Below are 25,967 nucleotides of genomic sequence, written 5' to 3'. Positions count from 1 at the left end.
TGCCAGTGAGGGCTCAGCCCTCGTACTCCCCGCCCCACCCCCACCCCCGGTGCAGCGCCCCCGCGAACGCGCCCGCGATCTTGTGCTCGCCGCTCTGGTTCGGGTGGGTGCCGTCGTAGGTGTCCGAGTGGATGTCGTACGTCGGCGGCGGGGGCGCCAGGAGCAGCGGGGAGCGGGGTTCGTCCAGGTCGGCCACCGCCTTGGCGAGCAGCTCGTTGAAACGGTCCATCTGCGCGGCGAAGGGCGGGTCGGCCGCGGCGCGGATGTTCGGGATCACCGGGAGCACGACCGCGCGGACGCGCGCGTCGGCGGCCCGCGCCTGCCGCATGAAGGCCTCCACGTTGACCGCCGTCTGCTCGGGGTTCGTGTAGAAGCCCAGGTCGATCAGGCCGAGCGAGACCAGCAGCACGTCCGGGCGGCACTCGCGCACCGCGTCGCCGATGAGCGGGACCATGTGCCCCCAGCCCTCGCCCCAGCCGGCCAGATGGGCGCGGGGGAAGTCCGGATCGGCGTAGGCGAGGGAGACCGGCGCGTCCGCCGACTTGTCGTGGAGCGTCTCGCGCGGGCCGACGAGCGTGAACGGGCCCCCGTACGTCGCGCACAGGTGCTGCCACAGCCGGTAGCGCCAGGTGTGCTCGCCCGCGCTGCCGATCGTCATGGAGTCACCGACGGGCATGAACCTGAGCATCCGCTCATCATGAACGACGGACGGGAGCGGCGCGACGTGAGGCCCACCACGCGGTGTGAACACACGTGCGGGATGGCACGCTTGGGGGATGCGCCGACCGTTCGCCCTGCTCGCCGGGGCCCTTCTCGTGGGTGCGCTCGCCGCGCCCGCCGCCCTTGCCGCCGACGGCGACGACGGGTTCACGATCAAGGACCCGCGGATCAGGGAGTCCAGCGGCCTCGCGGCCTCGCACCTGCATCCCGGCGTCTACTGGACGCACAACGACAGCGGCTACGGCCCGCAGATCTACGCCGTGGACGGCAGGACCGGCGAGACCGTCGCCACCATCACCCTCAGCGGCATCGGCAAACCCCGCGACGCGGAGGCCATCTCCATCGGGCCAGGCAACCAGATCCACCTCGGCGACATCGGGGACAACCTCGACGGCTCCTGGCCCTACGTGTGGATCTACCGGCTGCCCGAGCCGAAGGAGCTGAAGGACCAGACGATCCGGGCCACGCAGTACGTCGTGAAGTACTCGGACGGTCCGCGCAACGCCGAGTCGATGGTCGTGCACCCGAAGACGGGCCGCGTCTACATCATCGACAAGAAGGAGGACGGCGGTCACCTCTACGAGGGCCCGGCCGAACTGTCCCCCTCGGGAACGAACGTCTTCAGGCCGATCGCCCCCGTCGACCTGTGGGCCACCGACGCCGCCCTCTCCCCGGACGGCACGCACCTCGCCGTGCGCGGCTACTTCGGCGGCATCCACTACGACTGGAACGGCGGCAGGATCAAGCGCGTGGGCCAGCTCGACGTGCCGCTCCAGAGGCAGGGGGAGTCCGTCACCTACAGCGTGGACGGCACCAAGCTGCTGTACGGCAGTGAGGGATCCGGCAGCCCGGTGCAGGTGCGCGACGCGCCGGCGGCCGACGGTTCCGCCAAGTCGCCGTCGAAGCAGGGCGGTTCGAGCACCATCGGGGCCGGTGCCGACGGGGGCGGACGCTTCGGCGTGGGCACCGTCGCCGCGGTGGCCGGCGTGGTGGCCGCGGTGTGGGGGCTGAGGCGTTTGTTGCGTCGGCGCTCTTGACGGGCGGTCGCCGCCTGCCTTCCACTGGGAGGCGCGGGTGTGTGGGAGCGCTCCCACTCGTTCCGGTCCCGCGGCCCCCTCGGGAGGAAGCAGCACCATGTTCCGCACCTTGCGAAGAGCGCTGTGCGCTGCCGCGGCAGCGCTCCTGTTGCCGCTGGGCCTGGGACTCGGCCTGCCGGCCACCGCGCACGCGGCCCCCGCCGCGGGCGGCGCCGGTTACTGGCACACCAGCGGACGCCAGATCCTGGACGCGTCCGGGCAGTCCGTCCGGATCGCCGGCATCAACTGGTTCGGCTTCGAGACCAGCAACCAGGTCGTCCACGGCCTGTGGTCCCGCGACTACAAGAGCATGATCGACCAGATGAAGTCGCTGGGCTACAACACCGTCCGGCTGCCCTACAGCGACGACATCTTCAAGTCCGGCGCGATGCCCTCCAGCATCGACTTCTCCGCCGGCAAGAACGCCGACCTGCAGGGGCTGAACTCCCTCCAGGTCATCGACAAGCTCGTCGCGTACGCCGGCCAGGACGGCCTGAAGGTCATCCTCGACCGCCACCGGCCGGACTCGGGCGGCCAGTCGGCCCTCTGGTACACCGCCTCCGTCCCGGAGTCGACGTGGATCGCCAACCTCAAGTCGATGGCGTCCCGTTACAAGGGCAACGCCACGGTCATCGGCATCGACCTGCACAACGAGCCCCACGACCCGGCCTGCTGGGGCTGCGGGGACCAGGCGACCGACTGGCGGCTGGCCGCCGAGCGGGCCGGCAACGCGGTCCTCTCCGTCAACCCCGACCTGCTGATCTTCGTCGAGGGCGTCCAGACCTTCAATGGCGTCTCCGGCTGGTGGGGCGGCAACCTGATGGGCGTCGGCCAGTACCCGGTGCGGCTCGACGTGGCCAACCGGGTCGTGTACTCGGCCCACGACTACGCCACCAGCGTCGCCCAGCAGAGCTGGTTCAGCGACCCGTCCTTCCCCAGCAACATGCCGGGTGTCTGGGACAAGTACTGGGGCTACATCTTCAAGCAGAACATCGCCCCCGTGTGGGTCGGCGAGTTCGGCACCACGCTCCAGTCCACGGTGGACCAGAAGTGGCTGTCGGCGCTCGTCAGTTACATGCGTCCGACCTCGACGTCCGGCGGCGACTCCTTCCACTGGACGTTCTGGTCCTGGAACCCCAACTCCGGTGACACCGGCGGGATCCTGAAGGACGACTGGCAGACCGTGGACACGGTGAAGGACGGTTACCTCGCGACCGTCAAGGCGCCGGGCTTCCCGAGCACCGGGGGCGGTGACAACGGTGGCGGCGACGGCGGCGGCAAGGCCGCCTGCCGGGCCACGTACGTCGTCAGCAGCGACTGGGGCAGTGGCTTCAACGCCGATGTCACGGTGACCAACACCGGCTCCACCGCGATCAAGTCCTGGAAGGTGACCTGGACCTGGAGCGGGTCCCAGAAGGTCACCAACATGTGGAACGCCTCGTACACCCAGAGCGGCGCGACCGTGACGGCGGTCAACGCCGCCCACAACGGGGCCATCGCGGCGGGCGGTTCGGCCTCCTTCGGCTTCGGGGGCGCGCCCGGGAGCGGGGGTGCGCCGGGCCTGAGCTGCGCGGCGTCGTGACGACGGCGGGGCGCCCGGGCTATCGACGCCGGGCGCCTCGCGGTCGGGGGACCGGGCGGGGCGCCCGCATTCACTCCTCGATGGCGGAAACTGTTCCGCTTGGCTGATCGTCTTGGTTGGCGAGGCCGAGCGGAGGGGGAGCCGGGGTGGGTCGGGGGCGGGCGGACAGCGGTGCGGCGGCGGTGCGGGCGATGGTGCCGCCGTGGGCGCGGCGCCGGGCGGGGCGGAGCGCGCCGAGCCGGGAGGCGCCGGCAGGCGCGGGGCGCCGGGCGGTGTGGCGGCGGGGGCGGGTGCTCGCCGGGCTCGCGGTGCTGACGGCCGGGCTGCTGGTGTTCCACCGGGCCGTGCCCAACTCCGCGGGCCGCGTGGGCAGTCTGCTGGAGGCGTTCCTGCCGTGGCTCGGCCTGGTGGTCGTGGTGCTGTTCGCCCTGGCGCTGCTGCGCCGTTCGGCCGTGGCACTGGTGGCTCTGCTGCTGCCGGTGGCGGCCTGGACGTACCTCTTCGGCGGGCTGCTCCTGCCCGGGGCGGCACCCGGCGCGCGCCAGTTGGTCGTGGTGCAGCACAACGTCAGCGACGAGAACGCCGATCCGGCGGGCACGGCCCGCGCCCTGGACGGCGCCGGTCCGGACCTCATCGCGCTGGAGGAACTGGTCCCCCTGGCCCTGGCGGTCTACGAGCGGACCCTCGCCGCCGCCTACCCGTACCACGAGGTCCGGGGCACCGTCGGACTCTGGTCGAGGCATCCGCTGACCGGTGCGCGGGCGCTGGACATCAAACCCCGTGGGATCACGGAGCCCTGGAACCGCGGACTGCGGGCCGAGGTGCACACGCCGCACGGCCGGGTCGCGGCGTACGTGGCGCACCTGCCCTCCCTCCGCGTCCGGGCGAGCGGCCTCGCGTCCGCCCGGCGCGACGAGAGCGCCCGGCTGCTGGGCGAGGCCGTCACGGCCGAGGAGTTGAGAACGGTGATCCTGCTGGGCGACCTGAACGGCACGGTGGAGGACCGAGGCCTCGCCCCGCTGACCTCACGGCTGAACGTGGCGGAACGGGGCTTCGCGCTCAGCTTCCCCGCGGCCTTCCCGCTGGCCCGGATCGACCAGGTCATGGCCCGCGCGGCCACCGTCACCGAGATCCGCGCCCTGCCCGCCACCGGCAGCGACCACGTACCGGTCGCCGCCAGGGTCGAACTGGGCTGAAGCGGTGGACTGGGTGTGAGGGGGCGGGGCGGCCGGATTCGAACCGGCGTCCTCCGAGATGCTGTCGCGGCGCACTACCTCTGTGCTACGGCCCCGCCTTGACCGTGATCGTAGGCTCCAACGGCACTGGTGCGCTAATGCATTCACACACGAAGGGCGCCCGGCGGATCTCGCCGGGCGCCCTTCGCTGACGTAGGGGACGGTTACAGCTTTTCGATCACGTGGTCGACGCACTTCGTCAGGGCCTCGACGTCCGCCGGGTCGATGGCCGGGAACATCGCGACGCGGAGCTGGTTGCGGCCGAGCTTGCGGTAGGGCTCGGTGTCGACGATGCCGTTGGCGCGCAGGACCTTGGCGACGGCGGCGGCGTCGATCTCGTCGGAGAAGTCGATCGTGCCGATGACCTGGGAGCGCTTGGCCGGGTCCGTGACGAACGGGGTCGCGTACTTGGATTCGTCCGCCCAGGCGTAGAGCCGGGAGGAGGAGTCCTTGGTGCGGGCCGTGGACCAGGCGAGGCCGCCCTGGCCGTTGAGCCACTCCAGCTGCTGGTTGAGCAGGAAGAGGGTGGCCAGCGCCGGGGTGTTGTACGTCTGGTTCTTGCGGGAGTTGTCGATCGCCGTGGGCAGCGAGAAGAACTCCGGGATGTGGCGGCCGGAGCCGTGGACGCGCTCGGCGCGTTCGAGCGCGGCCGGGGAGAACACGCCGATCCACAGGCCGCCGTCGGAGGCGAAGGACTTCTGCGGGGCGAAGTAGTAGACGTCGGTCTCGGCGATGTCGACCGGGAGGCCGCCGGCGCCGGAGGTGGCGTCGACCAGGACCAGGGCGCCCTCGCCGGCGCCGGCCACGCGCCTGATGGGCATGGCGACACCGGTGGAGGTCTCGTTGTGGGTGAAGGCGTAGACGTCGGCGCCCGCCTCGGCCCGGGCCTCCGGGTGCGTGCCGGGGTCGGAGGAGACGACGGTCGGCTCGGCGAGCCAGGGGGCGAGCTTGGCGGCCTTGGCGAACTTGGAGCTGAACTCGCCGAAGGTGAGGTGCTGGGACTTGTTCTCGATCAGACCGTGGGTCGCGATGTCCCAGAACGCCGTGGAGCCGCCGTTGCCGAGGACGACCTCGTAGCCGTCGGGAAGTTGGAACAGCTCGCGGATGCCTTCGCGCACCTGGCCGACCAGGTTCTTCACCGGGGCCTGGCGGTGGGAGGTGCCCATGAGGGATGCGCCGGTCGCGGCGAGGGCGTCCAGCGCCTCCGTCCGCACCTTGGAGGGTCCCGCGCCGAAACGTCCGTCCGCGGGCTTGATGTCAGAGGGAATCCGGATCTCAGCCACGAACGGGAGAGTAGCGGTCGGAGAAATCCGGGTGAAACACATTCCGCCGGGTGAGACGGCCGCGAAAACGATCGCGTGCATCCTGGACGCATGACCGATCTCGGGGATCTTTCGGAGCTTCGGACGGAGCTGCGCCGGGCCGTGCGCGGGGAGGTGGCGTTCGACGTCACCGCACGGGCGCTGGTCACCATGGACGCGTCCAACTACCGGCGGGTCCCGCTGGGCGTGGTGGCTCCGCGGGACGCCGACGACGTGGCGGCGGTGCTCGAGGTCTGCCGGGCCCGCGGGGTGCCGGTGGTCGCGCGGGGCGGCGGGACGTCGATCGCGGGCCAGGCGACCGGGACGGGCGTGGTGCTCGACTTCACCCGGCACATGAACCGGGTGCTGGACCTCGACCCCGGGGAGCGGACCGCCGTGGTCCAGCCGGGCGTGGTCCTGGACCGGCTCCAGGAGGCCGCCGCGCCGCACGGGCTCCGCTTCGGCCCGGACCCGTCCACGCACAGCCGGTGCACGCTCGGCGGGATGATCGGCAACAACGCGTGCGGCTCCCACTCGGTGGCCTGGGGGACGACCGCGGACAGCGTGCGGGAGCTGTCGGTGCTCACCGCGCGCGGGCGGCCACTGCGGCTGGGGCGCGAGTGGGCCGGCGCGCCGGACGGGCTGCGGGAGCTGGTGGACAGCGAGCTCGCCCGGCTGCGGACCGGTTTCCCGCGGCTGCCCCGCCGCATCTCCGGGTACGCCCTGGACGCCCTGCTGCCCGAGAACGGCGCGGACGTGGCGCGCTCCTTCTGCGGCTCGGAGGGCACCCTCGGCGTGCTGACGGAGGCGGTCGTACGGCTCGTCGAGACGCCACGCGCGCGTGTGCTGGCCGTGCTGGGATACGCCGACGAGGGCGCCGCCGCCGACGCCGCGGCCGGACTGCTGCCATGGGGGTCCCCCCGGTCGAGCGAAGCCGAGACTGGGGGACGGCCGCTGACGGTGGAGGGGATGGCGCGGGACCTGGTGCCGTCCGCGGCGGCCGGGCTGCCGCGCGGGGACGCCTGGCTGTTCGTGGAGACGGGCGGGGAGACGGCGGGGCAGGCACGCGCGCGTGCCGAGGCGATCGTGCGGGCGGCCGACGCCGTGGACGCCGCGATCGTCGGGGACCCGGCAGCGCAGCGCGCGCTGTGGCGGATCCGGGAGGACGCGAGCGGTACGGCGACCCGGATGCCGGACGGCACGGAGGCGTGGCCGGGGTGGGAGGACTGCGCGGTGCCGCCGGAGCGGCTGGGCGCGTATCTGCGGCGGTTCCGGGAGCTGTTGGCCGCCCACGGGCTGCGAGGCGCCCCGTACGGGCACTTCGGGGACGGCTGCATCCACGTCCGCATCGACTTCGACCTGCTGACCCCGGCCGGGATCGGCCGGTACCGGCGGTTCTCGCGGGAGCTGGCCCAACTGGTGGTGGCGCACGGCGGTTCGCTGTCCGGGGAGCACGGGGACGGGCAGGCCCGCGCAGAGCTGCTGCCGACGATGTACGGCGAGCGGATGGTGGCCCTCTTCGAGCAGGTCAAGGGGGTGTGGGACCCCGACGACCTGCTCAATCCCGGGATGCTGGTCCGTCCGGCGCCCCTGGACGCGAACCTGCGCTTCGCCGTGCTGCCGCGCCGTCCGGTCGACGTGGCCTTCGGCTACACCGCCGACCGGGGGGACTTCTCCGCGGCGGTGCGCCGGTGTGTCGGGGTCGCGAAGTGCCGTACGACCGAAGTGCCGGGCGCCGCGGTCATGTGCCCGTCCTTCCGGGTCACGGGCGAGGAGGAGCACTCCACGCGCGGGCGTGCCCGGCTGCTGCACGAGATGCTCGCCGGTGAGCTGGTGACCGACGGCTGGCGGTCGGCCGAGGTCCGGGACGCGCTCGACCTGTGCCTGTCGTGCAAGGGGTGCCGGTCGGACTGTCCGGTCGGGGTCGACATGGCCACGTACAAGGCGGAGTTCCTGCACCACCACTACGCCGGACGGCGCCGCCCGGCCGCCCACTACGCCCTCGGCCGGCTTCCGGTGTGGCTGCGCTGGGCCGCCCGTACGCGCACCGCGCCACTGCTGAACGCGCTCGCCTCCCTGCGGCCGCTCGCCTCGGCGGTGAAACGGCTCGGCGGAATCACACCCGAACGAGGGATCCCGCGACTGGCGCGCGAGCCGTTCACCCGATGGTGGCGCAGACGGTCGTACGCACCGGCAAACGGCGGGGAGGGGGCGGGCGATCCGGTCGTCCTGTGGCCGGACACCTTCACCGAGCACCTGTCGCCGTCCGTGGGCCGGGCGGCCGTCCGCGTGCTGGAGGCGGCCGGGCTGCGGGTGGCGCTCCCGCCGACCCTGCGCCTGCGCCGCCCCCCGGTGGGCGACGGAGGCTCCGCGCTGCTCAATCCCGTGTCCGTCCTGCGCGGCCGGGGCCGTGTCTGCTGCGGCCTGACCTACGTCTCCACCGGCCAGCTGGAGCGGGCCCGCGCGGTGCTGCGCCGCACCCTGGACCTGATGGAACCGGTGCTTGAGACCGACGCGCCGGTCGTCGTCCTCGAACCGAGCTGCGCCGCCGCCCTGCGCACCGACCTGCCGGAGCTGCTGCCCGAGGACCCGCGGGCCCGCCGCCTGGCCGACCGCGTGCTGACCTTCGCGGAGGTCCTCGGGCGCCACGCACCCGGCTGGACCCCGCCCCGTCTGGACCGCCCGGTCGCCGGGCAGACCCACTGCCACCAGCACGCCGTGCTCGGCGACGCGGCCGACCGGCGCCTGCGCGAGGCGGCAGGGCTGAGCGGCGAGCTGTCCGGCGGCTGCTGCGGTCTGGCCGGGAACTTCGGCTTCGAGAAGGGCCACTGGGAGGTGTCGGCCGCCTGTGCCGAGGAACAGCTCCTGCCGTCGGTACGGCGGGCCCCGGCCGGCGCGGTGGTCCTGGCGGACGGCTACTCGTGCCGCACCCAGCTGGACCAACTGGCCGGAGTACGGGGCCGCCATCTGGCGGAGGTACTGGCGGAAGGGCTGGAGGGGCCCGGCGACGGGTGACCGCCGGGTTGCCGTGGGCCTGAAGGGGTACAGCGCTCCCGTGAACACGGAAGGGGGCCATCGTGGACAGTGGCAAACGGGTTTCACGCCCCTGACCGCGTCCACTACCCTGGACCCATCAGTACATCCCGATGCACAAACCCCTAGCCCAGTACCTGGACCGCCCCGTGACCACGCCCAGCGCCACCACACCTTCCTCTCCGTCCCCGGTCACCTCCGCGCCGGCCACCGCGCCCGGGCCCGGGTCCCCGGGCCGTTTCGGCTCGCTCGGCCCGGTCGGGCTGGTCCTGGCCGGGGGCATCTCGGTGCAGTTCGGCGCCGCGGTGGCCGTGACGCTGATGCCGCGGGCGGGCGCGCTCGGGGTGGTGACCCTGCGGCTGCTGGTGGCCGCGATCGTGCTGCTGCTGGTCTGCCGGCCCCGGCTGCGCGGGCACTCGCGCGCCGACTGGGGCACGGTGGTCGTCTTCGGCATCGCGATGGCCGGGATGAACGGCCTCTTCTACCAGGCGGCCGCCCGCATCCCGCTCGGCCCCGCCGTCACCCTCGAAGTGCTCGGCCCGCTCGCCCTGTCGGTGCTGGCCTCGCGCCGCGCGATCAACTTCGTGTGGGCCGCCCTGGCCCTGGCCGGCGTCTTCCTGCTGGGCGGCGGGAGTTTCGACAGCCTCGACCCCGTCGGTGTCGCCTTCGCGCTGGGCGCGGGCGTGATGTGGGCGGCGTACATCGTCTTCAGCGCCCGTACCGGCCGGCGCTTCCCGCAGGCCGACGGGCTGGCCCTGGCGATGGCGGTCGGCGCACTGCTGTTCCTGCCGCTGGGGATCGCCGAGTCCGGGTCGAAGCTGCTCGTCCCGTCGACGCTCGCCCTGGGCGCGGGGGTGGCCGTGCTGTCCTCCGTCCTGCCGTACACCCTCGAACTGCTCGCCCTGCGCCGCCTGCCCGCCTCCACCTTCGCCATCCTCATGAGCCTGGAACCGGCCCTCGCCGCCTCGGCGGGCTTCCTCATCCTCGGCCAGTCCCTCTCCGCCCTCCAGACCACGGCCATCGTCCTGGTCATCGTGGCCAGCATGGGCGCGGTCCGCACCCAGGTGGGACGGGCCAAGGCGGTGCCCCCGCTTCCGGAGGCGCATCCCTGACGGGTTCCGCTCCCCGCGCCGCGTCGTCCGACCGGTCCCGATGCTCGGCGTCGCGCGACCGGCCATGAATTCATGCAAGCATGCTTGATTGTTTCGGGGGGCGCTGCCATGCTCCCCGCATGGCCGATCCGACGCTGGTGTTCGACGATCTGCGTGCTGAGGGTGACGAACTCGATCGGCTTGTCGCCGGGCTGAGTCCCGCGGAGTGGGGACGGCCGACGCCCGCGGCCGGGTGGAGCGTCGCGCATCAGATCGCCCACCTCGCCTGGACCGACCGGTCCGCGCGTCTCGCCGTCACCGACCCGGAGGGCTTTCAGGCACTGGTCGAGGAGGCACTCGCCGCCCCCAGGACGTTCGTGGACCAGGGGGCGGAGGAGGGCGCACGGCTGCCGTCGGACGAGTTGCGGGCGCGCTGGCGGGAGGGGCGGGACGCGCTCGACCGGGCGTTGCGGGCGGCGCCGCCGGGGGCCCGCTTCCCGTGGTACGGGCCGCCCATGTCGGCCGCCTCCATGGCGACCGGGCGGCTGATGGAGACCTGGGCGCACGGACAGGACGTGGCCGACGCGCTCGGTGTGGTGCGCACACCCACCGACCGGCTCAGGCATGTGGTGCGCATCGGGGTGCGGGCGCGGGACTTCGCCTTCGGCGCGCACGGGCTGCCCGCGCCCACGGAGGCGTTCCGCGTGGAGGTCCGAGGTCCCTCCGGGGAGCTGTGGACGTACGGCCCCGAGGACGCCGGGCAGCGGGTCACCGGGCCCGCCCTCCACTTTTGTCTCCTGGTCACCCAGCGCGCCCACCGTGCCGACCTCGCGGTACGTGCCGAGGGGCCGGACGCCGACCGCTGGCTGGACATCGCCCAGGCCTTCGCCGGTCCGCCCGGTGGAGGGCGGGCGCCCGAGGGGGCCGCCGGATGACCCTGCGCATCGGCAACGCCTCCGGCTTCTACGGCGACCGGTTCGACGCCGTGCGCGAGATGCTCACCGGCGGTGAACTGGACGTCCTCACCGGCGACTACCTCGCCGAGCTGACCATGCTCATCCTGGCCCGGGACCGGCTGGGGGACCCGGCGGCCGGCTACGCCCGCACCTTCCTGCGGCAGATGGAGGAGTGCCTCGGACTCGCCCACGAGCGGTCCGTGAGGATCGTGACCAACGCGGGCGGGCTCAACCCGGCCGGGCTCGCCGGCCGCTTACGGGAGCTGGCCGAACGGCTCGGCATCCCGGTGCGCGTGGCCCATGTCGAGGGCGACGACCTCACCGCCGTCCTCCCCCGTGCCCCCGCCGGGGACGCCCCCCTGGCCGCCCACGCCTACCTCGGCGGCTTCGGGATCGCCGCCTGCCTGCGCGCGGGCGCCGACGTCGTGGTCACCGGGCGGGTCACGGACGCCGCCCTGGTCACCGGGCCCGCCGCCGCCCACTTCGGCTGGCAGCCGGAGGAGTACGACCGGCTGGCGGGCGCCGTCGTCGCCGGGCACGTGCTGGAGTGCGGCGCCCAGGCCACCGGCGGCAACTACGCCTTCTTCGCCGACCACCCCCTCGACCGGCTGCGCCACCCCGGTTTCCCGCTCGCCGAGCTCCACGAGGACGGCGGCTGCGTGATCACCAAGCACCCCGGCACGGGCGGTGTCGTGGACGTCGGCACGGTGACCGCGCAGCTCCTGTACGAGACGGGTGGCGCCCGGTACGCCGGGCCCGACGTCACGGCCCGGCTGGACACCGTACGGATCAGCCAGGACGGGCCCGACCGGGTGCGCGTCGAGGGCGTGCGCGGGGAGCCGCCGCCGCCCACTCTCAAGGTGGGCCTCAACCGCCTCGGCGGCTTCCGCAACGAGGTCGCCTTCGTCCTCACCGGCCTCGACATCGAGCGCAAGGCCGAACTGGTGCGACGGCAGATGCGGGACGCGCTCGGGGCCGCCGGGCCGGCCCCCGCCGAGGTGCGCTGGGACCTCGTACGGACCGACCGCCCCGACGCCGGCACCGAGGAGACGGCAAGTGCCCTGCTCCGCCTGGTCGTACGGGACCGGGACCAGCGGGCCGTCGGACGGGCGTTCAGCGGGGCCGCCGTGGAGCTGGCACTCGCCGGATACCCCGGCTTCCACATGCCGGCGCCTCCCGGAAAGGGCACGCCCTACGGGGTCTTCGAGGCCGTGTGCGTCCCCCAGGACGCCGTCGAGCAGGTGGCCGTCCTCCCCGACGGCCGCCGTGTCTCCGTGCCCCCGCCCGGACGGACGCGCGCACTCGCGGACGTGGAGCGGCCACCGCTGCCGGAGCCCCTGCCGGACGGACCCACCCGGCGGGCCCCGCTCGGACTCGTCGCCGGGGCGCGCAGCGGCGACAAGGGCGGCGACGCCAACGTCGGCGTGTGGGCGCGCTCGGAACAGGGCTGGCGGTGGCTCGCGCACGCGCTGACGACCGGGACGTTCCGGCACCTGGTCCCCGAGAGCCGCACGCTGGCCGTGCGACGGCACGTACTGCCCGGTCTGCGCGCCCTCAACTTCGTCGTCGAGGGAATCCTCGGCGAGGGCGCCGCCGCCCAGCACCGCTTCGACCCGCAGGCCAAGGCCCTCGGCGAATGGCTGCGCTCCCGCCACCTGGACATACCGGAGGTCCTCCTTTGACGGTCCTTTCCTCCGCCCTGGACACCGGATCGGCCGAGTACAAGGCCCACCGCGAGGCCATGCTCGGCAAGCTCGCCGCACTCGACGCCGAGCACGCCAAGGCGCTCGCGGGCGGCGGCGCGCAGTACGTCGAGCGGCACCGGCGGCGCGGCAGACTGCTCGCCCGTGAGCGGATCGAGCTGCTGCTCGACCCCGACACGCCGTTCCTGGAGCTGTCGCCGCTGGCCGGGTGGGGCAGCGACTGGACCGTGGGTGCCTCGCTGGTCACCGGGATCGGGGTCGTCGAGGGCGTGGAATGCGTGATCACCGCCAACGACCCGACCGTGCGCGGCGGTGCCAGCAATCCGTGGAGCCTGAGGAAGGCGCTGCGGGCCAACGACATCGCGCTCGCCAACCGGCTGCCCTGCGTCAGCCTCGTCGAGTCCGGCGGCGCCGATCTGCCGTCCCAGAAGGAGATCTTCATCCCCGGGGGCGCCGTCTTCCGGGACCTGACCCGGCTGTCGGCGGCCGGCATCCCGACCGTCGCCGTCGTCTTCGGCAACTCCACCGCCGGGGGCGCGTACATCCCCGGCCTGTCCGACCACGTGATCATGGTCAAGGAGCGGGCCAAGGTGTTCCTCGGCGGTCCGCCGCTGGTGAAGATGGCCACCGGCGAGGAGAGCGACGACGAGTCCCTGGGCGGCGCCGAGATGCACGCGCGCGTGTCCGGTCTCGCCGACCACTTCGCCCTCGACGAGCCGGACGCCCTCCGCCAGGCCCGGCGGGTCGTCGCCCGGCTCAACCACCGCAAGGCGTACCCCGATCCGCCCGCCGCGGCGCCGCCGGAGTACGACGAGGAGGAGCTGCTGGGGATCGTCCCCGGCGATCTGCGGATCCCCTTCGACCCGCGCGAGGTCGTCGCCCGGATCGTCGACGCCTCCGACTTCGACGAGTTCAAGCCGCTGTACGGGACGAGCCTGGCCACCGGCTGGGCCACCCTGCACGGCTATCCCGTCGGCGTCCTCGCCAACGCCCGGGGCGTGCTGTTCAGCGAGGAGTCGCAGAAGGCGGCCCAGTTCATCCAGCTCGCCAACCAGCGGGACGTACCGCTGCTGTTCCTGCACAACACCACCGGCTACATGGTCGGCCGCGAGTACGAGCAGGGCGGCATCATCAAGCACGGCGCGATGATGATCAACGCGGTGTCCAACTCGCGGGTCCCGCACCTGTCCGTCCTCATGGGGGCGTCCTACGGCGCCGGGCACTACGGCATGTGCGGACGGGCCTACGACCCCCGCTTCCTGTTCGCCTGGCCCAGCGCCAAGTCCGCCGTCATGGGGCCGCAGCAACTCGCGGGCGTGCTGTCGATCGTGGCCCGGCAGTCGGCGGCCGCCAAGGGGCAGCCGTACGACGAGGAGGCGGACGCCGCGCTGCGCGCGATGGTGGAGCGGCAGATCGAGGCCGAGTCGCTGCCGGCGTTCCTGTCCGGGCGGCTCTACGACGACGGCGTCATCGACCCGCGCGACACCCGCACCGTTCTCGGCCTGTGCCTGTCGGCCGTCCACACCGCGCCCTTCGAGGGCGCGCGCGGCGGCTTCGGCGTCTTCCGGATGTGAGGGATCCCTTGATTTCCACGCTGCTCGTCGCCAACCGGGGCGAGATCGCCTGCCGTGTCTTCCGCACCTGCGCCGAACTGGGCATCCGGACGGTCGCCGTGCACTCGGACGCCGACGAGGACGCGCTGCACGCGCGCGTGGCCGACATCGCGGTGCGCCTGCCGGGCGTGACGCCCGCCGAGACGTATCTGCGCGGCGACCTGATCGTGAAGGCGGCGGTGGCGGCCGGCGCGGACGCCGTCCACCCGGGCTACGGCTTCCTCGCCGAGAACGCCGGCTTCGCGCGGACCGTCCTGGACGCGGGCCTGGTCTGGATCGGGCCGCCGCCGGGGGCCATCGAGGCGATGGCGTCCAAGACCCGCGCCAAGGAGCTGATGGGCGTGCCGCCGCTGCGCGAGGTCACCGAGGCCGACCTGCCGGTCCTGGTGAAGGCCGCCGCGGGCGGCGGCGGACGCGGGATGCGGATCGTACGGCGGCTGGAGGACCTGGACGCCGAACTGGAGGCGGCGCGCGCCGAGGCGCTCGGCGCCTTCGGCGACGGCGAGGTGTTCGCCGAGCCGTACCTCGGGGGCGAGGCGGGCGGGCGGCACGTGGAGGTGCAGGTCCTCGCCGACACCCACGGCACCGTGTGGACGCTGGGCACCCGCGACTGCTCCCTCCAGCGGCGCCACCAGAAGGTCGTCGAGGAGGCCCCGGCGCCCGGACTTCCCGCGGACACCGGACGGGAGTTGCACGAGCTGGCCGTGCGCGCCGCGCGGGCCGTCGACTACACCGGTGCGGGGACCGTCGAGTTCCTGGTGGCCGACGGAAGGGCGCACTTCCTGGAGATGAACACCCGCCTTCAGGTGGAACACCCGGTCACGGAGGCCGTGTTCGGCGTGGACCTGGTCGCCCTGCAGATCCGTGTCGCCGAGGGCCACGCCCTGGACGCCGAACCGCCCGCCGCGCGCGGGCACGCGGTCGAGGCCCGCCTGTACGCCGAGGACCCGGCCCGCGACTGGGCGCCGCAGACCGGCACCCTGCACCGCCTGTCCGTCCCCGGCGTCCGCCTGGACACCGGCTACGGCGACGGGGACACGATCGGCGTCCACTACGACCCGCTGCTCGCCAAGGCGGTCGCCCACGCGCCCACGCGCGCGGAGGCGCTGCGCAAGCTCGCCGGCGCGCTGGAGCGGGCCGCCGTCCACGGCCCGGTCACCAACCGGGACCTGCTGGTGCGGTCCCTGCGGCACGAGGAGTTCGCCACCGGCCGTATGGACACCGGCTTCTACGACCGCCACCTCGCCGAACTGACCGCGCCCGCCCCCGACCCGTACGCGCCCCTGGCCGCCGCGCTCGCCGACGCGCACGACCGCTCCCGCTTCGGCGGCTGGCGCAACCTGCCCTCTCAGCCGCAGGTCAAGCGGTACCTGATGGCGGGCGAGGAGCACGAGGTGCGCTACCGCCACACCCGTACGGGCCTGGCCCCCGACGCCGTGGGGGTGCGGGTGGTGCACGTGGACGCGCACCTGGTCGTGCTCGAAGCCGGCGGTGTCCGGCGCGGGTACGAGATCGCCCGCTACGGCGAGCGGGTGTACGCGGGACCGACCGCGCTCACCGCCCTGCCCCGTTTCCCCGAACCCGTCGCCCAGCACGCCCCCGGCTCACTGCTGGCCCCCATGCCCGGCACCGTCGCGCGCGTCGCCGATGGACTGGCGGCCGGCGACACCGTACGGGCCGGACAACCACTGCTGTGGCTGGAGGCGATGAAGATGGAGCACAAGATCTCCGCGCCCGTCACGGGCACGCTCAGCGCCCTGCACGCCGCCCCCGGCCGCCAGGTCGAGGTCGGCGCCCTGCTCGCCGTCGTAGAGGCAACCCGGGAGGATCAGTGAGCGCCACGCTGGAAACCGAAGAACACAGGGACCTGCGCGCCGCCGTGGCCGCCCTCGGCAAACGCTACGGCCGCGCCTACCTCACCCGTGCCGTCGCCGAGGGCCATCCCCTCACCGAACTCTGGTCGGAGGCCGGCAAGCTCGGCTACCTGGGCGTCAACCTGCCGGAGGCGTACGGCGGGGGAGGCGGTGGCATCACCGAACTGGCCATTGTCCTGGAGGAGCTGGGCGCCGCCGGCTGCCCCCTGCTGATGATGGTCGTCTCGCCCGCCATCTGCGGCACCGTCATCGCCCGGTTCGGCACGGAGGAGCAGAAGCGCGCCTGGCTGCCCGCGCTGGCGAACGGCACCCGCACCATGGCCTTCGGCATCACCGAACCCGACGCCGGCTCCAACTCCCACCGCATCACCACCACCGCCCGCCGCGACGGTGCCGACTGGGTGCTCACCGGCCGCAAGGTGTTCGTCTCCGGTGTCGACATCGCCGACGCCGTCCTGATCGTCGGTCGCACCGAGGACGCGCGCACCGGCCGCCTCAAGCCCTGCCTGTTCATCGTCCCGCCGGACGCGGAAGGCTTCCAGCGGCGGCCCATCGACATGGAACTCACCGCCGCCGAGAAGCAGTTCGAGCTGGTCCTGGACGAGGTGCGGCTGCCCGCCGGCGCGCTCGTCGGCGGGGGCACCTCCCACGCTTTCGGCAGTGGGGGAGAGGACGCGGGCCTGCTGCAACTGTTCGCCGGGCTCAACCCCGAGCGCATCATGACGGCCGCCTTCGCGATCGGCATGGGGCGGCACGCGCTCGGCCGGGCCGTGGAGTACGCGCGCGAACGCACCGTCTGGAAGGCCCCCATCGGCTCCCACCAGGCCATCGCCCACCCGCTCGCGCAGGCCCACATCGACCTGGAACTCGCCCGCCTGATGACGGGCAGGGCGGCCCGCCTGTACGACGCGGGCGACGACGTGGGCGCGGGCGAGGCCGCCAACATGGCCAAGTACGCGGCCGGTGAGGCCTGTGTGCGGGCCGTCGACCAGGCCGTGCACACCCTCGGCGGCAACGGCCTCACGCGCGAGTTCGGGCTCGCCTCGCTGGTGACGGCCTCCCGCGTGGCCCGTATCGCCCCGGTGAGCCGGGAGATGATCCTCAACTACGTCTCCCACCAGACCCTGGGCCTGCCCAGGTCGTACTGACCGCCCCGCCCGCCGGAAGCGAGGAGGAACCATGATCCGCGGCGAGTGGGAGCAGCGGCCATGACCCTGATCGGACGTACACGCGCGCGTGCCGTGGAGACGCTCGGCCTGGACTCGCCGGGCAACCGCAACGCCCTGTCGGCGGCGCTCGTCGGGGAACTTGCCGCCGCGCTGGCCGACTGCGCCGGGGACGGCGGGGTCCGTGCCGTCGTCCTCACCCACACCGGCACCACCTTCAGCGCGGGCGCCGACCTGCGCGACCCTCCCCGGCCCGAGGCGCTGGTGGACCTGCTGCGGCAGATCGTCGAACTGCCCAAGCCGGTCGTCGCCCGGGTCACCGGACACGTCCGCGCGGGCGGTCTCGGGCTGCTCGCCGCCTGCGACATCGCCGTCGCCTCGCACCGGGCCACGTTCGCGTTCACCGAGGTGCGCATCGGGGTGGCCCCCGCGGTGATCTCGCTGCCGCTGCTGCCCCGCGCCGACCCGCGCGCGCTGGCCCGCCACTGCCTCACCGGGGAACGGTTCGACACGGCCGAGGCGGTCAGGACCGGCCTGCTGACGGCCGCCGGGGACGACGCCGACGCCGTACTGGAGCCGATCCTCGACGGCCTGCGCCGCTCCTCACCCCAGGCACTGGCCGAGACGAAACGACTGCTCACGACTAGGGTGCTGGAAGCCTTCGACCGGGACGCGGCCGCCCTGACCGCGCTCTCGGCCCGGCTGTTCTCCTCCGCGCAGGCGCGCGAGGGCATGACGGCCTTCCTCGAACGACGGGATCCCGAATGGGCGGTGTGACCACACACGACCGCGCGGAACGCGCCCCCAAGCAGGACCGCAGCCGGGCCACCCGGCAGCGGCTCCTCCAGGCCGCCGTGGCCTGCCTCGCCGAACACGGCTGGGCCGGGTCCACGGTCTCGGTGGTCGCCGAACGCGCCGGCGTCTCCCGAGGCGCCGCCCAGCACCACTTCCCCACCCGCGAGGACCTGTTCACCGCCGCCGTCGAGTACGTGGCCGAGGAACGCTCCACCGCCCTGCGCGACCTGTTCCCCGAGGGCGCGGCCGGCGACCGGCGGGCCGTGGTCGCCGCCCTCGTCGACCTCTACACGGGGCCCCTCTTCCGGGCCGCGCTCCACCTGTGGGTGGCCGCCTCCAACGAGGACCAACTGCGCCCCCGTGTGACCGAGTTGGAGGCCCGCGTGGGCCGGGAGACGCACCGGATAGCGGTCGAGCTGCTGGGCGCGGACGAGGCCCGCCCCGGCGCCCGCGAGACCGTCCAGGGCTTCCTCGACATGGCCCGTGGCCTCGGCCTGGCCAACCTCCTCACCGACGACACCGCCCGCCGCGAACGCGTGGTCGCCCAGTGGGCGGCCCTGCTGGAGGAGGCGCTGGGCCGCGGTCCGGTCACCGCGTGAACCGCGCCACACCGCTGTCGCACGCCCCGCAGTACCCTGTGCGCATGTTCTTGCCGCTCGTGCGACGCCGCCACGTGGACTACGTGCGCGTCACGAGCATGGGCTGTCGGCGCTCCGCCTGACCCTGCCCCTTCCGCGGCGGCCGATCGCCCCGCACCTCTCACCCGGTTTCCCTCCTCCGGAACCCGCGCCGCGCGCCCACCCACGGCGGCCGCCCGGGACCCGTACACCCTGCGGACGTGACCCATGACGAACACGGCGACGAACCCGTCGTACGACCAGCTCCCCATCATCGACCTCGCAGCCGCCGACCGCGGTCCCCGGGAACGGGCGCTGCTGCACGAGCAGTTGCACGGTGCCGCGCACGACGTGGGCTTCTTCCAGCTCGTCGGGCACGGCGTCACCCGGGCCGAGACCGACGCGCTGCTCGACGCCATGCACGCCTTCTTCCGGCTCCCCGAGGCCGACCGCCTCGCCCTGGACAACGTCAACTCGCCCCACTTCCGCGGCTACACGCGCACCGGGGACGAGCGCACCGGCGGTGCCCGCGACTGGCGCGACCAACTCGACATAGGCGCCGAGCGACCCGCCCGCGTCCCCGGCCCCGGCGAGCCCGCGTACTGGTGGCTCCAGGGCCCCAACCAGTGGCCGGCCGCCCTGCCCGAGCTGCGCACCGCCGCGCTCGCCTGGATCGACCGGCTCGGCGCCGTCGCCCGCAGGCTGCTGCACGAGCTGCTCACCGCCATCGGCGCGCCCGCCGACTTCTACGACCCCGTCTTCGGCGAGCACGCCCACCCGCACCTCAAGCTCGTCCGCTACCCGGGCAGCGCCGGCGACGGCACCGACCAGGGCGTCGGCGCCCACAAGGACTACGGCTTCCTCACCCTGCTGCTCCAGGACCGGATCGGCGGGCTCCAGGTGCAGCGCGCGGACGGCCTCTTCCACGACGTGCCGCCGATCGAGGGCGCGTTCGTCGTCAACCTCGGTGAGCTGCTGGAGGTCGCCACCAACGGCTACCTCGTCGCCACCAACCACCGGGTCGTCTCCCCGCCCGGTGCCACCGAGCGGTTCTCGGTGCCGTTCTTCTACAACCCGCGCCTGGACGCCCGCGTCGCGCCGCTGCCCTTCCCGCACGCCTCGACCGCGCCCGGTGTCACGGACGACCCGGGCAACCCGCTGTTCGCCGATTACGGGCTGAACGAGCTGAAGGGCAAGCTCCGCGCCCACCCGCTGGTGGCCCGACGGCACCACACGGAGTTGCTGAGCCCCGCGTGATGCCGTGATGCCGCGCGTGCCGGCCGGATGCGGTGAAGTGCCCGGTCAGTGCGAGATGTTGTCGTAGCCCGCGATCTCCCGCGGGCTGCGCGGGCCGGGACCGACGTAGCGGGCGGAGGGGCGCACCAGGCGGCCGGTGCGCTTCTGCTCCAGGATGTGAGCCGACCAGCCCGCGGTACGCGCGCACGTGAACATCGACGTGAACATGTGCGCCGGCACCTCGGCGAAGTCCAGCATGATCGCCGCCCAGAACTCGACGTTCGTGGCCAGCACCCGGTCCGGCCGGCGGTTGTGCAGCTCCTCCAGGGCGGCCTTCTCCAGGGCCTCGGCGACCTCGTAGCGCGGGGCGCCGAGCTCCCGGGCGGTGCGGCGCAGCACGCGTGCGCGTGGGTCCTCGGCCCGGTACACCCGGTGGCCGAATCCCATCAGTCGCTCACCGCGGTCCAGGGCGTTCCTGACGTAGCCCGCCGCGTCCCCGGTCCGCTCGATCTCCTCGATCATGCCGAGGACCCGGGAGGGCGCGCCGCCGTGCAGCGGGCCGGACATGGCGCCCACCGCGCCCGACAGGGCGGCCGCCACGTCGGCGCCGGTGGAGGCGATGACGCGGGCGGTGAACGTGGAGGCGTTCATGCCGTGTTCGGCGGCGGACGTCCAGTACGCGTCGACGGCGGCCACGTGCTTGGGGTCCGGCTCGCCCCGCCAGCGGATCATGAACCGCTCGGTGATGGAGCGGGCCTTGTCGATCTCCCGCTGCGGCACCATCGGCACGCCCTGCCCGCGCGCCGACTGGGCGACGTAGGACAGCGCCATGACGGCGGCCCGCGCCAGATCGTCGCGCGCCCGCTCCACGTCGATGTCCAGCAGCGGTTTCAGTCCCCACACCGGGGCGAGCATCGCCAGCGCCGACTGGACGTCGACACGGATGTCCCCGGAGTGCACGGGGATCGGGAACGGCTCGGCGGGCGGCAGGCCGGGGTCGAAGGCGCCGTCGACCAGCAGCCCCCAGACGTTGCCGAAGGAGATCTGGCCGACGAGTTCCTCGATGTCGACCCCCCGGTACCGGAGGGCGCCGCCCTCCTTGTCCGGTTCGGCGATCTCCGTCTCGAACGCGACGACTCCTTCGAGACCGGGTACGAAGTCGGACATCAGGCGGCTCCTTGTGGTCTGTGCGACAGAGGGTGCGACAGAGACTGCGACGGGACGACCGAGGTGACGAGCGAGGTGACGAGCTGTGACAAGGGCGATGGGGACTGGGGGCCGGGGGGATTACCGGGACTGCCGGGACGACGCCCCGTGCGGTGGGCTGGCACCCGACCGGATCGACAGCAGCACCATAACCCCGAGTGCCACAAAAGGGGAGTGGGGCGGCACTCAGTGCCACCTCGGATCCCGGATGGAGGGCGAGGGTGCCTCGCAAGGGCGTCCGCCGGATACGGCAGGATGACCGCGTGACCGACCGAGAAGCCGGTGAGACCGCCCCCTTCGACCTCGCCTCCATGCGCATGCACTACCGCGCCGAGGGACTGGCCGAGGACGAGTTGGCCGCCACCCCCGTCGCCCAGTTCGCCCGCTGGTTCCAGCAGGCCGCGACCGAGGCCCGGCTGTTCGAACCCAACGCCGTGGTCGTCTCCACCGCGGACGCCGACGGCCGGCCCAGCTCCCGCACGGTGCTGCTGAAGTCCTTCGACGAGCAGGGCTTCGTCTTCTACACCAACTACGACTCCCGCAAGGGCCGCGACCTGGCCGGGAACCCGCATGTCTCGCTGCTCTTCCCCTGGCACCCCATGGCCCGCCAGGTCATCGTCCAGGGCGTGGCCCGCCGCACCGGCCGCGACGAGACCGCCGCGTACTTCCGCACCCGTCCGCACGGCTCCCAGCTCGGCGCCTGGGCCAGCGCCCAGTCCTCGGTGATCGCCGGCCGCGCGGAGCTCGACGCCTCCTACGCCGAGCTGGCCGCCCGCTACCCCGAGGGCGAGCAGGTGCCCGTCCCGCCGCACTGGGGCGGCTTCCGGGTCGCCCCGCGCTCGGTGGAGTTCTGGCAGGGCCGCGAGAACCGCCTGCACGACCGCCTGCGGTACGTGGCCGAGCCGGACGGCGGCTGGCGCGTGGAGCGGCTGAGCCCCTGAGGCGGCCCCGTCGCGGGCGGCGCCGTATTGACACGGCTCTGGTCCAGACCTCACCGTGATCCGCGACACACAGTCGCCCCGAAGGGACGGACCACGCATGAGCGACCGCACGCCGGCCGGCCAGTTCCTCGACGCCGCCATCGGCCTGCTCCAGCGGGTCAGGGACGAGGAGGCCGAGCAGATCGCGGCGGCCGGGACGCTGCTCGCCGACACCGTGGCCGCCGGCGGCCGCCTGTTCGCCTTCGGCGCGGGCCACTCCTCCCTCGCCGCCCAGGACCTCGTCTACCGCGCCGGCGGGCTGGCCCTGATGAACCTGCTCGCCGTTCCCGGCACCGTCGGCGTCGACGTCGTGCCCGCCACCCTCGGCTCCGCCCTGGAACGCGTCGACGGCCTCGCCTCCGCCGTCCTGGACACCTCCCCCCTCCGCGCCGGCGACGCCCTGGTCGTCATCTCGCTGTCCGGGCGCAACGCCCTGCCCGTCGAGATGGCCGCGCGCGCCCGCGCCCTCGGCGTCCGGGTCGTCGGCGTGACCTCGGTGGCCTACGCGACCGAAACCACCTCACGGAACGCCTCGGGGACGTTCCTGAAGGACCACTGCGACATCGTCCTCGACTCCAAGATCGCGGTCGGGGACGCCGAACTCACCCTCGACACCGTCGCGGCCCCCTTCGCGCCCGCCTCCACCGTCGTGACCTCCGCCCTGCTCCAGGCGGTCATGGCCACCACCGCCGCCGTCCTCGCCGACCGGGGCATCGAACCGCCGCTGCTGCGCTCGGGCAACGTCGACGGCGGCCACGAGTGGAACGCCCAGGTCTTCGACCGGTACGCCGACCGGATCTTCTACCGGCACTGACCTGTCCCGATCGACCCGTCGCGGGGAATTTCCGCGGACGGCAATTCCTTCAATGTTCTGGGAACCCGGTGTGTGCTGGGTCACGTTCGAGTTGAATGATGACCAGTGAGCGAAACGACGCGCCGTACGTGCGGACGCAGCCTGCAGGGGGTCCAGGTGAGTGCTTCCCGGCGTAGTGGGGCCACCGACGAGCTGGGGCCCGACGAGCCCGAGCCGGAGCGGGACGGCCCGCGGGGCTCCGACATGCATGACGGCTCCGATCTGCTGGCCGCCCTCCTCGACGGCATGGACGCGGCCCTGTGCGCCTTCGACGCCGACGGCGTCGTCACCCACTGGAACCGCGAGGCCGAGCGCATCCTGGGGTGGACCGCCGCCGAGGCCGTCGGACGGCACGGCTTCGCCGGCTGGGCCGTGCGCAGCGCGGACGCCGAGGAGGTCGAGGGGCGGCTGATGTCCGCCATGCACGCCCCCGGACGGCAGGTGCACGAGTTCGCGCTGGTCACCAAGGACGGCGGCCGTGTCCTGGTGCGGACCCAGTCGGCGGCCGTGCACGGGCCCGACGGCAAGCCCGCCGGCCTGTACTGCGCCTTCAGCGAGGTGCACGCGCAGATCGACCTGGAGCGGTCCATCGCGCTCAGCGAGGCCCTGTTCGAGGAGGCGTTCTGGGGTGTCGTCCTCGTCGACGCCGACCTGCGGCCCGCCGTCGTCAACGCCTACGCGGCCCAGGCCCTCGGCACCGGCCGCACGGCGGCCCTCGGCCGGCCGCTCGGCGAACTGCTCACCCAGGGCCTGGAGGAGCTGGAGAGCGCGCTCACCCATGTCCTGGCCGAGGGCGCCCCGCCCGCCCCCGCCGAGCTGTGGGTGGGCGTACGCACCCCGGAGGGCGACCGGCGGCGCTGCTGGCGCAGCGGATTCGTCCGGCTCGCCTCACCGCTCGCCGAGGAACCGGTACCGCTCGGCGTCGCCTGGCTCTTCGCCGACGTCACCGAGGCCAAGCAGGGCGAGCAGGAGGCCGCGCTGCTGCGGTTCCGCGGCAACCAGCTGCACCGGGCCGCCCGCGCCGCCGCCGAGTGCGAGGACCCGGCCGAGGCCGTCACCGTCCACCTCGACTACGCCCTGGCCGGCTTCGCTGACCACGCCCTGATCGACCGTGTGGCGGGCGTGGCCCCGGCCGACCGGGTGACGGGCGGAGCCGTCCCGGCCGACCGCCTGGCGGGCGGGATCGCCCCGGTCGACTCCGGGACGGCGGCCCCGGTCCGGCTGGTCCGCGCCGCGGCCACCCCGTCCGGCGGCCCCGGGCCCAGCCTGCTCAGCGGCCGGGCCGGGCTGCCCGTCCGCTACGGAACGGGCCACCCCGCCCTCCAGTGCGTCGAGCGCGCCGGCTCCGTGCGGGCCTCCGCCGGGGCCGTGCCGGCCGACCGGGCGCGCGAGTGGGCCGAGGCCCGGCAATGGCCGGGGGACGCCGTGCACGCCCTGTGCGCGGTTCTGCGCAGCCGGGGCCGCACCCTCGGCGTCGTGACCTTCCTGCGCGGCTCCGCCCGCACCCCCTTCGAACGCGGCGACGCGACCTACGCCGAGGACGTGGCCGCCCGGATCGCCACCTCCCTCGACCTGGCCCTTCTGCCGCACGACGGCCACACCTGAGCGCACGAGAGGGGCCGGCCGCGACGGCGTCCCCATCGCACTCGAATCGCGCTCGAAAAAACCTGTTGAGTATCGCCGGTCCGCTTCCTAGGGTGTTGTGCACACACGAAGGGAGGTGATCCGGTAGATGAGTGAGACCCGGACGCGTGAGGTGGCTGCGGGCTAGCGGCCCGTCACCCCACCCTGTGCGGTGCCGGACCAGCGCGTGACACAAACGTGCGGCCGGCCCAATTCCAAGCAGTCACCCGACCCGCGAGCTGCCGGTACGTCCGGCCGGCTCCTCCGCCGAGGCGGAGGGACCCAGCTCGCGGGTCGTCTGCGTTTCGCGCGGGCAGCCCGCTTGTCAGCGGGATGCGTCAGAATTGACGTCAGGGCCAGCGCACGCGCCGGGGAGCCGCCAGGCTCCCGGCCGAGGTAATCGAGGGGCACGTATGTCCGGACTGATCGACACCACGGAGATGTATCTCCGCACCATCCTCGAGCTGGAGGAGGAAGGCGTCGTCCCCATGCGCGCCCGGATCGCGGAGCGCCTGGACCAGAGCGGGCCGACGGTGAGCCAGACGGTCGCGCGGATGGAGCGCGACGGCCTGGTCTCGGTGGCGCCGGACCGGCATCTGGAGCTCACGGACGAGGGCCGCCGGCTGGCCACGCGCGTGATGCGCAAGCACCGGCTCGCCGAGTGCCTGCTGGTCGACGTGATCGGCCTGGAGTGGGAGCAGGTGCACGCGGAGGCCTGCCGCTGGGAGCACGTGATGAGCGAGGCCGTGGAGCGCAGGGTGCTCGAGCTGCTGCGGCACCCGACCGAGTCGCCGTACGGCAACCCGATCCCGGGCCTGGAGGAGCTGGGCGAGAAGGACGGCGCCGACCCGTTCCTGGACGAGGGGATGGTGTCGCTCGCCGACCTGGACGCGGGCGCCGACGGCAAGACCGTGGTCGTCCGCCGGATCGGCGAGCCGATCCAGACGGACGCGCAGCTGATGTACACGCTGCGCCGCGCGGGCGTGCAGCCCGGCTCGGTGGTCAGCGTGACGGAGTCGGCCGGCGGGGTACTGGTCGGCAGCAGCGGCGAGGCGGCGGAGCTGGACGCGGAGGTCGCCTCCCACGTGTTCGTCGCCAAGCGCTGAGCCGGCCGCCCGTCCGGCGCGCCGTCTTCCCCCGTCCGTGGTTCAGCGCGTCGAAGCGCAGCGGGCGGGCGCCGGGCGTGCGAGGCTGGGCCGAGAGGTATGGGGACCGAAGGGGTGGGGCAATGTGCCGCAGACATGGAGAGAGCCCCGGCGCCGTGCGGCGCCGGGGCCTGTCCTCCCCTTCGGCGACCCGGAGCCCCG

Annotated in this window: 20 protein-coding genes and 1 tRNA gene; 17 read left to right on the top strand and 4 right to left on the bottom strand. The window is 73.6% G+C overall.

Annotated elements, in window-relative coordinates; genetic code table 11:
- Positions 1 to 13 precede the first annotated feature (13 nt).
- On the bottom strand, positions 14 to 688 hold the full coding sequence (locus ACIOWN_RS16540) for a GDSL-type esterase/lipase family protein (protein ID WP_401982572.1): 675 nt from the start codon (positions 686 to 688) through the stop codon (positions 14 to 16).
- A gap of 88 nt (positions 689 to 776) precedes the next feature.
- On the opposite strand from ACIOWN_RS16540, the gene ACIOWN_RS16535 reads away from it, so the two are divergent.
- From ACIOWN_RS16535 to ACIOWN_RS16525, 3 genes are all read left to right on the top strand, one after another.
- Entirely contained in the window at positions 777 to 1,757 is a 981-nt protein-coding gene (locus ACIOWN_RS16535) for a WD40 repeat domain-containing protein (protein WP_362345709.1), read from the top strand.
- A gap of 97 nt (positions 1,758 to 1,854) precedes the next feature.
- A complete protein-coding gene (locus ACIOWN_RS16530; protein ID WP_362345707.1) occupies positions 1,855 to 3,378 on the top strand; it encodes a cellulase family glycosylhydrolase in 1,524 nt (507 codons plus the stop codon).
- Between the two features lie 191 nt (positions 3,379 to 3,569).
- On the top strand, positions 3,570 to 4,574 hold the full coding sequence (locus ACIOWN_RS16525; RefSeq protein ID WP_401982653.1) for an endonuclease/exonuclease/phosphatase family protein: 1,005 nt from the start codon (positions 3,570 to 3,572) through the stop codon (positions 4,572 to 4,574).
- 22 nt (positions 4,575 to 4,596) lie between these two features.
- On the opposite strand, the gene ACIOWN_RS16520 is transcribed toward ACIOWN_RS16525, so the two are convergent.
- Positions 4,597 to 4,671: transfer RNA gene (locus tag ACIOWN_RS16520), tRNA-Leu, on the bottom strand.
- Between the two features lie 106 nt (positions 4,672 to 4,777).
- Positions 4,778 to 5,896: a phosphoserine transaminase gene (gene serC / locus ACIOWN_RS16515; RefSeq protein ID WP_401982569.1), complete on the bottom strand. Its 1,119-nt coding sequence runs from the start codon at positions 5,894 to 5,896 to the stop codon at positions 4,778 to 4,780.
- A gap of 90 nt (positions 5,897 to 5,986) precedes the next feature.
- Here serC and ACIOWN_RS16510 point away from each other — a divergent pair, with 90 nt between their 5' ends.
- From ACIOWN_RS16510 to ACIOWN_RS16465, 10 genes are all read left to right on the top strand, one after another.
- A complete protein-coding gene (locus ACIOWN_RS16510) occupies positions 5,987 to 8,929 on the top strand; it encodes an FAD-binding and (Fe-S)-binding domain-containing protein (protein WP_362345703.1) in 2,943 nt (980 codons plus the stop codon).
- Between the two features lie 167 nt (positions 8,930 to 9,096).
- A complete protein-coding gene (locus ACIOWN_RS16505) occupies positions 9,097 to 10,059 on the top strand; it encodes an EamA family transporter (protein WP_362345986.1) in 963 nt (320 codons plus the stop codon).
- Between the two features lie 119 nt (positions 10,060 to 10,178).
- On the top strand, positions 10,179 to 10,973 hold the full coding sequence (locus ACIOWN_RS16500) for a TIGR03084 family metal-binding protein (protein ID WP_401982568.1): 795 nt from the start codon (positions 10,179 to 10,181) through the stop codon (positions 10,971 to 10,973).
- On the top strand, positions 10,970 to 12,676 hold the full coding sequence (locus ACIOWN_RS16495; RefSeq protein ID WP_401982567.1) for an acyclic terpene utilization AtuA family protein: 1,707 nt from the start codon (positions 10,970 to 10,972) through the stop codon (positions 12,674 to 12,676). The genes ACIOWN_RS16500 and ACIOWN_RS16495 overlap by 4 nt, the downstream gene beginning before the upstream one ends.
- On the top strand, positions 12,673 to 14,271 hold the full coding sequence (locus ACIOWN_RS16490) for a carboxyl transferase domain-containing protein (protein WP_362345697.1): 1,599 nt from the start codon (positions 12,673 to 12,675) through the stop codon (positions 14,269 to 14,271). The genes ACIOWN_RS16495 and ACIOWN_RS16490 overlap by 4 nt, the downstream gene beginning before the upstream one ends.
- A gap of 8 nt (positions 14,272 to 14,279) precedes the next feature.
- The gene (locus ACIOWN_RS16485) at positions 14,280 to 16,145 is read left to right on the top strand and encodes an acetyl/propionyl/methylcrotonyl-CoA carboxylase subunit alpha (protein WP_401982565.1); all 1,866 of its coding nucleotides are present in this window, start codon (positions 14,280 to 14,282) and stop codon (positions 16,143 to 16,145) included.
- Positions 16,142 to 17,332 (top strand): acyl-CoA dehydrogenase family protein, encoded by a 1,191-nt coding sequence (locus ACIOWN_RS16480; protein ID WP_362345694.1) that lies wholly within the window; start codon positions 16,142 to 16,144, stop codon positions 17,330 to 17,332. The genes ACIOWN_RS16485 and ACIOWN_RS16480 overlap by 4 nt, the downstream gene beginning before the upstream one ends.
- Positions 17,333 to 17,392: 60 nt before the next feature.
- The gene (locus ACIOWN_RS16475; RefSeq protein WP_362345692.1) at positions 17,393 to 18,127 is read left to right on the top strand and encodes an enoyl-CoA hydratase family protein; all 735 of its coding nucleotides are present in this window, start codon (positions 17,393 to 17,395) and stop codon (positions 18,125 to 18,127) included.
- Positions 18,115 to 18,744, top strand: coding sequence for a TetR/AcrR family transcriptional regulator (locus tag ACIOWN_RS16470; RefSeq protein WP_362345690.1), 630 nt, complete (start codon positions 18,115 to 18,117; stop codon positions 18,742 to 18,744). The genes ACIOWN_RS16475 and ACIOWN_RS16470 overlap by 13 nt, the downstream gene beginning before the upstream one ends.
- Before the next feature lie 246 nt (positions 18,745 to 18,990).
- Positions 18,991 to 20,019: a 2-oxoglutarate and iron-dependent oxygenase domain-containing protein gene (locus tag ACIOWN_RS16465; RefSeq protein WP_362345688.1), complete on the top strand. Its 1,029-nt coding sequence runs from the start codon at positions 18,991 to 18,993 to the stop codon at positions 20,017 to 20,019.
- A 45-nt stretch (positions 20,020 to 20,064) separates the two neighbouring features.
- On the opposite strand, the gene ACIOWN_RS16460 is transcribed toward ACIOWN_RS16465, so the two are convergent.
- Entirely contained in the window at positions 20,065 to 21,165 is a 1,101-nt protein-coding gene (locus ACIOWN_RS16460) for a citrate synthase 2 (RefSeq protein WP_100568959.1), read from the bottom strand.
- A gap of 302 nt (positions 21,166 to 21,467) precedes the next feature.
- Here ACIOWN_RS16460 and pdxH point away from each other — a divergent pair, with 302 nt between their 5' ends.
- From pdxH to ACIOWN_RS16440, 4 genes are all read left to right on the top strand, one after another.
- Positions 21,468 to 22,145: a pyridoxamine 5'-phosphate oxidase gene (gene pdxH / locus ACIOWN_RS16455; RefSeq protein WP_362345687.1), complete on the top strand. Its 678-nt coding sequence runs from the start codon at positions 21,468 to 21,470 to the stop codon at positions 22,143 to 22,145.
- A 97-nt stretch (positions 22,146 to 22,242) separates the two neighbouring features.
- Positions 22,243 to 22,998, top strand: a complete 756-nt coding sequence (locus tag ACIOWN_RS16450; protein ID WP_401982564.1) for an SIS domain-containing protein — start codon at positions 22,243 to 22,245, stop codon at positions 22,996 to 22,998.
- Positions 22,999 to 23,154: 156 nt separating this feature from the next.
- Positions 23,155 to 24,642, top strand: a complete 1,488-nt coding sequence (locus ACIOWN_RS16445; protein WP_362345683.1) for a PAS domain-containing protein — start codon at positions 23,155 to 23,157, stop codon at positions 24,640 to 24,642.
- Positions 24,643 to 25,073: 431 nt separating this feature from the next.
- Positions 25,074 to 25,766, top strand: a complete 693-nt coding sequence (locus ACIOWN_RS16440) for a metal-dependent transcriptional regulator (RefSeq protein WP_100568956.1) — start codon at positions 25,074 to 25,076, stop codon at positions 25,764 to 25,766.
- Positions 25,767 to 25,967 lie beyond the last annotated feature (201 nt).

It is taken from the genome of Streptomyces sp. NPDC087787, from assembly GCF_044743035.1.
Classification (GTDB): domain Bacteria; phylum Actinomycetota; class Actinomycetes; order Streptomycetales; family Streptomycetaceae; genus Streptomyces.
The sequence above is the reverse complement of the archived record's forward strand: the minus strand, read 5'-3'. Positions and strand labels throughout refer to the sequence as shown.

Bases quoted from the DNA above. Each gene is read 5' to 3' on its own strand.
- ACIOWN_RS16540 (WP_401982572.1), bottom strand. From the start codon at position 688: ATGCTCAGGTTCATGCCCGTCGGTGACTCCATGACGATCGGCAGCGCG.
- ACIOWN_RS16535 (WP_362345709.1), top strand. From the start codon at position 777: ATGCGCCGACCGTTCGCCCTGCTCGCCGGGGCCCTTCTCGTGGGTGCG.
- ACIOWN_RS16530 (WP_362345707.1), top strand. From the start codon at position 1,855: ATGTTCCGCACCTTGCGAAGAGCGCTGTGCGCTGCCGCGGCAGCGCTC.
- ACIOWN_RS16525 (WP_401982653.1), top strand. From the start codon at position 3,570: ATGGTGCCGCCGTGGGCGCGGCGCCGGGCGGGGCGGAGCGCGCCGAGC.
- ACIOWN_RS16510 (WP_362345703.1), top strand. From the start codon at position 5,987: ATGACCGATCTCGGGGATCTTTCGGAGCTTCGGACGGAGCTGCGCCGG.
- ACIOWN_RS16500 (WP_401982568.1), top strand. From the start codon at position 10,179: ATGGCCGATCCGACGCTGGTGTTCGACGATCTGCGTGCTGAGGGTGAC.
- ACIOWN_RS16495 (WP_401982567.1), top strand. From the start codon at position 10,970: ATGACCCTGCGCATCGGCAACGCCTCCGGCTTCTACGGCGACCGGTTC.
- ACIOWN_RS16475 (WP_362345692.1), top strand. From the start codon at position 17,393: ATGACCCTGATCGGACGTACACGCGCGCGTGCCGTGGAGACGCTCGGC.
- ACIOWN_RS16470 (WP_362345690.1), top strand. From the start codon at position 18,115: ATGGGCGGTGTGACCACACACGACCGCGCGGAACGCGCCCCCAAGCAG.
- ACIOWN_RS16465 (WP_362345688.1), top strand. From the start codon at position 18,991: ATGACGAACACGGCGACGAACCCGTCGTACGACCAGCTCCCCATCATC.
- ACIOWN_RS16460 (WP_100568959.1), bottom strand. From the start codon at position 21,165: ATGTCCGACTTCGTACCCGGTCTCGAAGGAGTCGTCGCGTTCGAGACG.
- ACIOWN_RS16450 (WP_401982564.1), top strand. From the start codon at position 22,243: ATGAGCGACCGCACGCCGGCCGGCCAGTTCCTCGACGCCGCCATCGGC.
- ACIOWN_RS16440 (WP_100568956.1), top strand. From the start codon at position 25,074: ATGTCCGGACTGATCGACACCACGGAGATGTATCTCCGCACCATCCTC.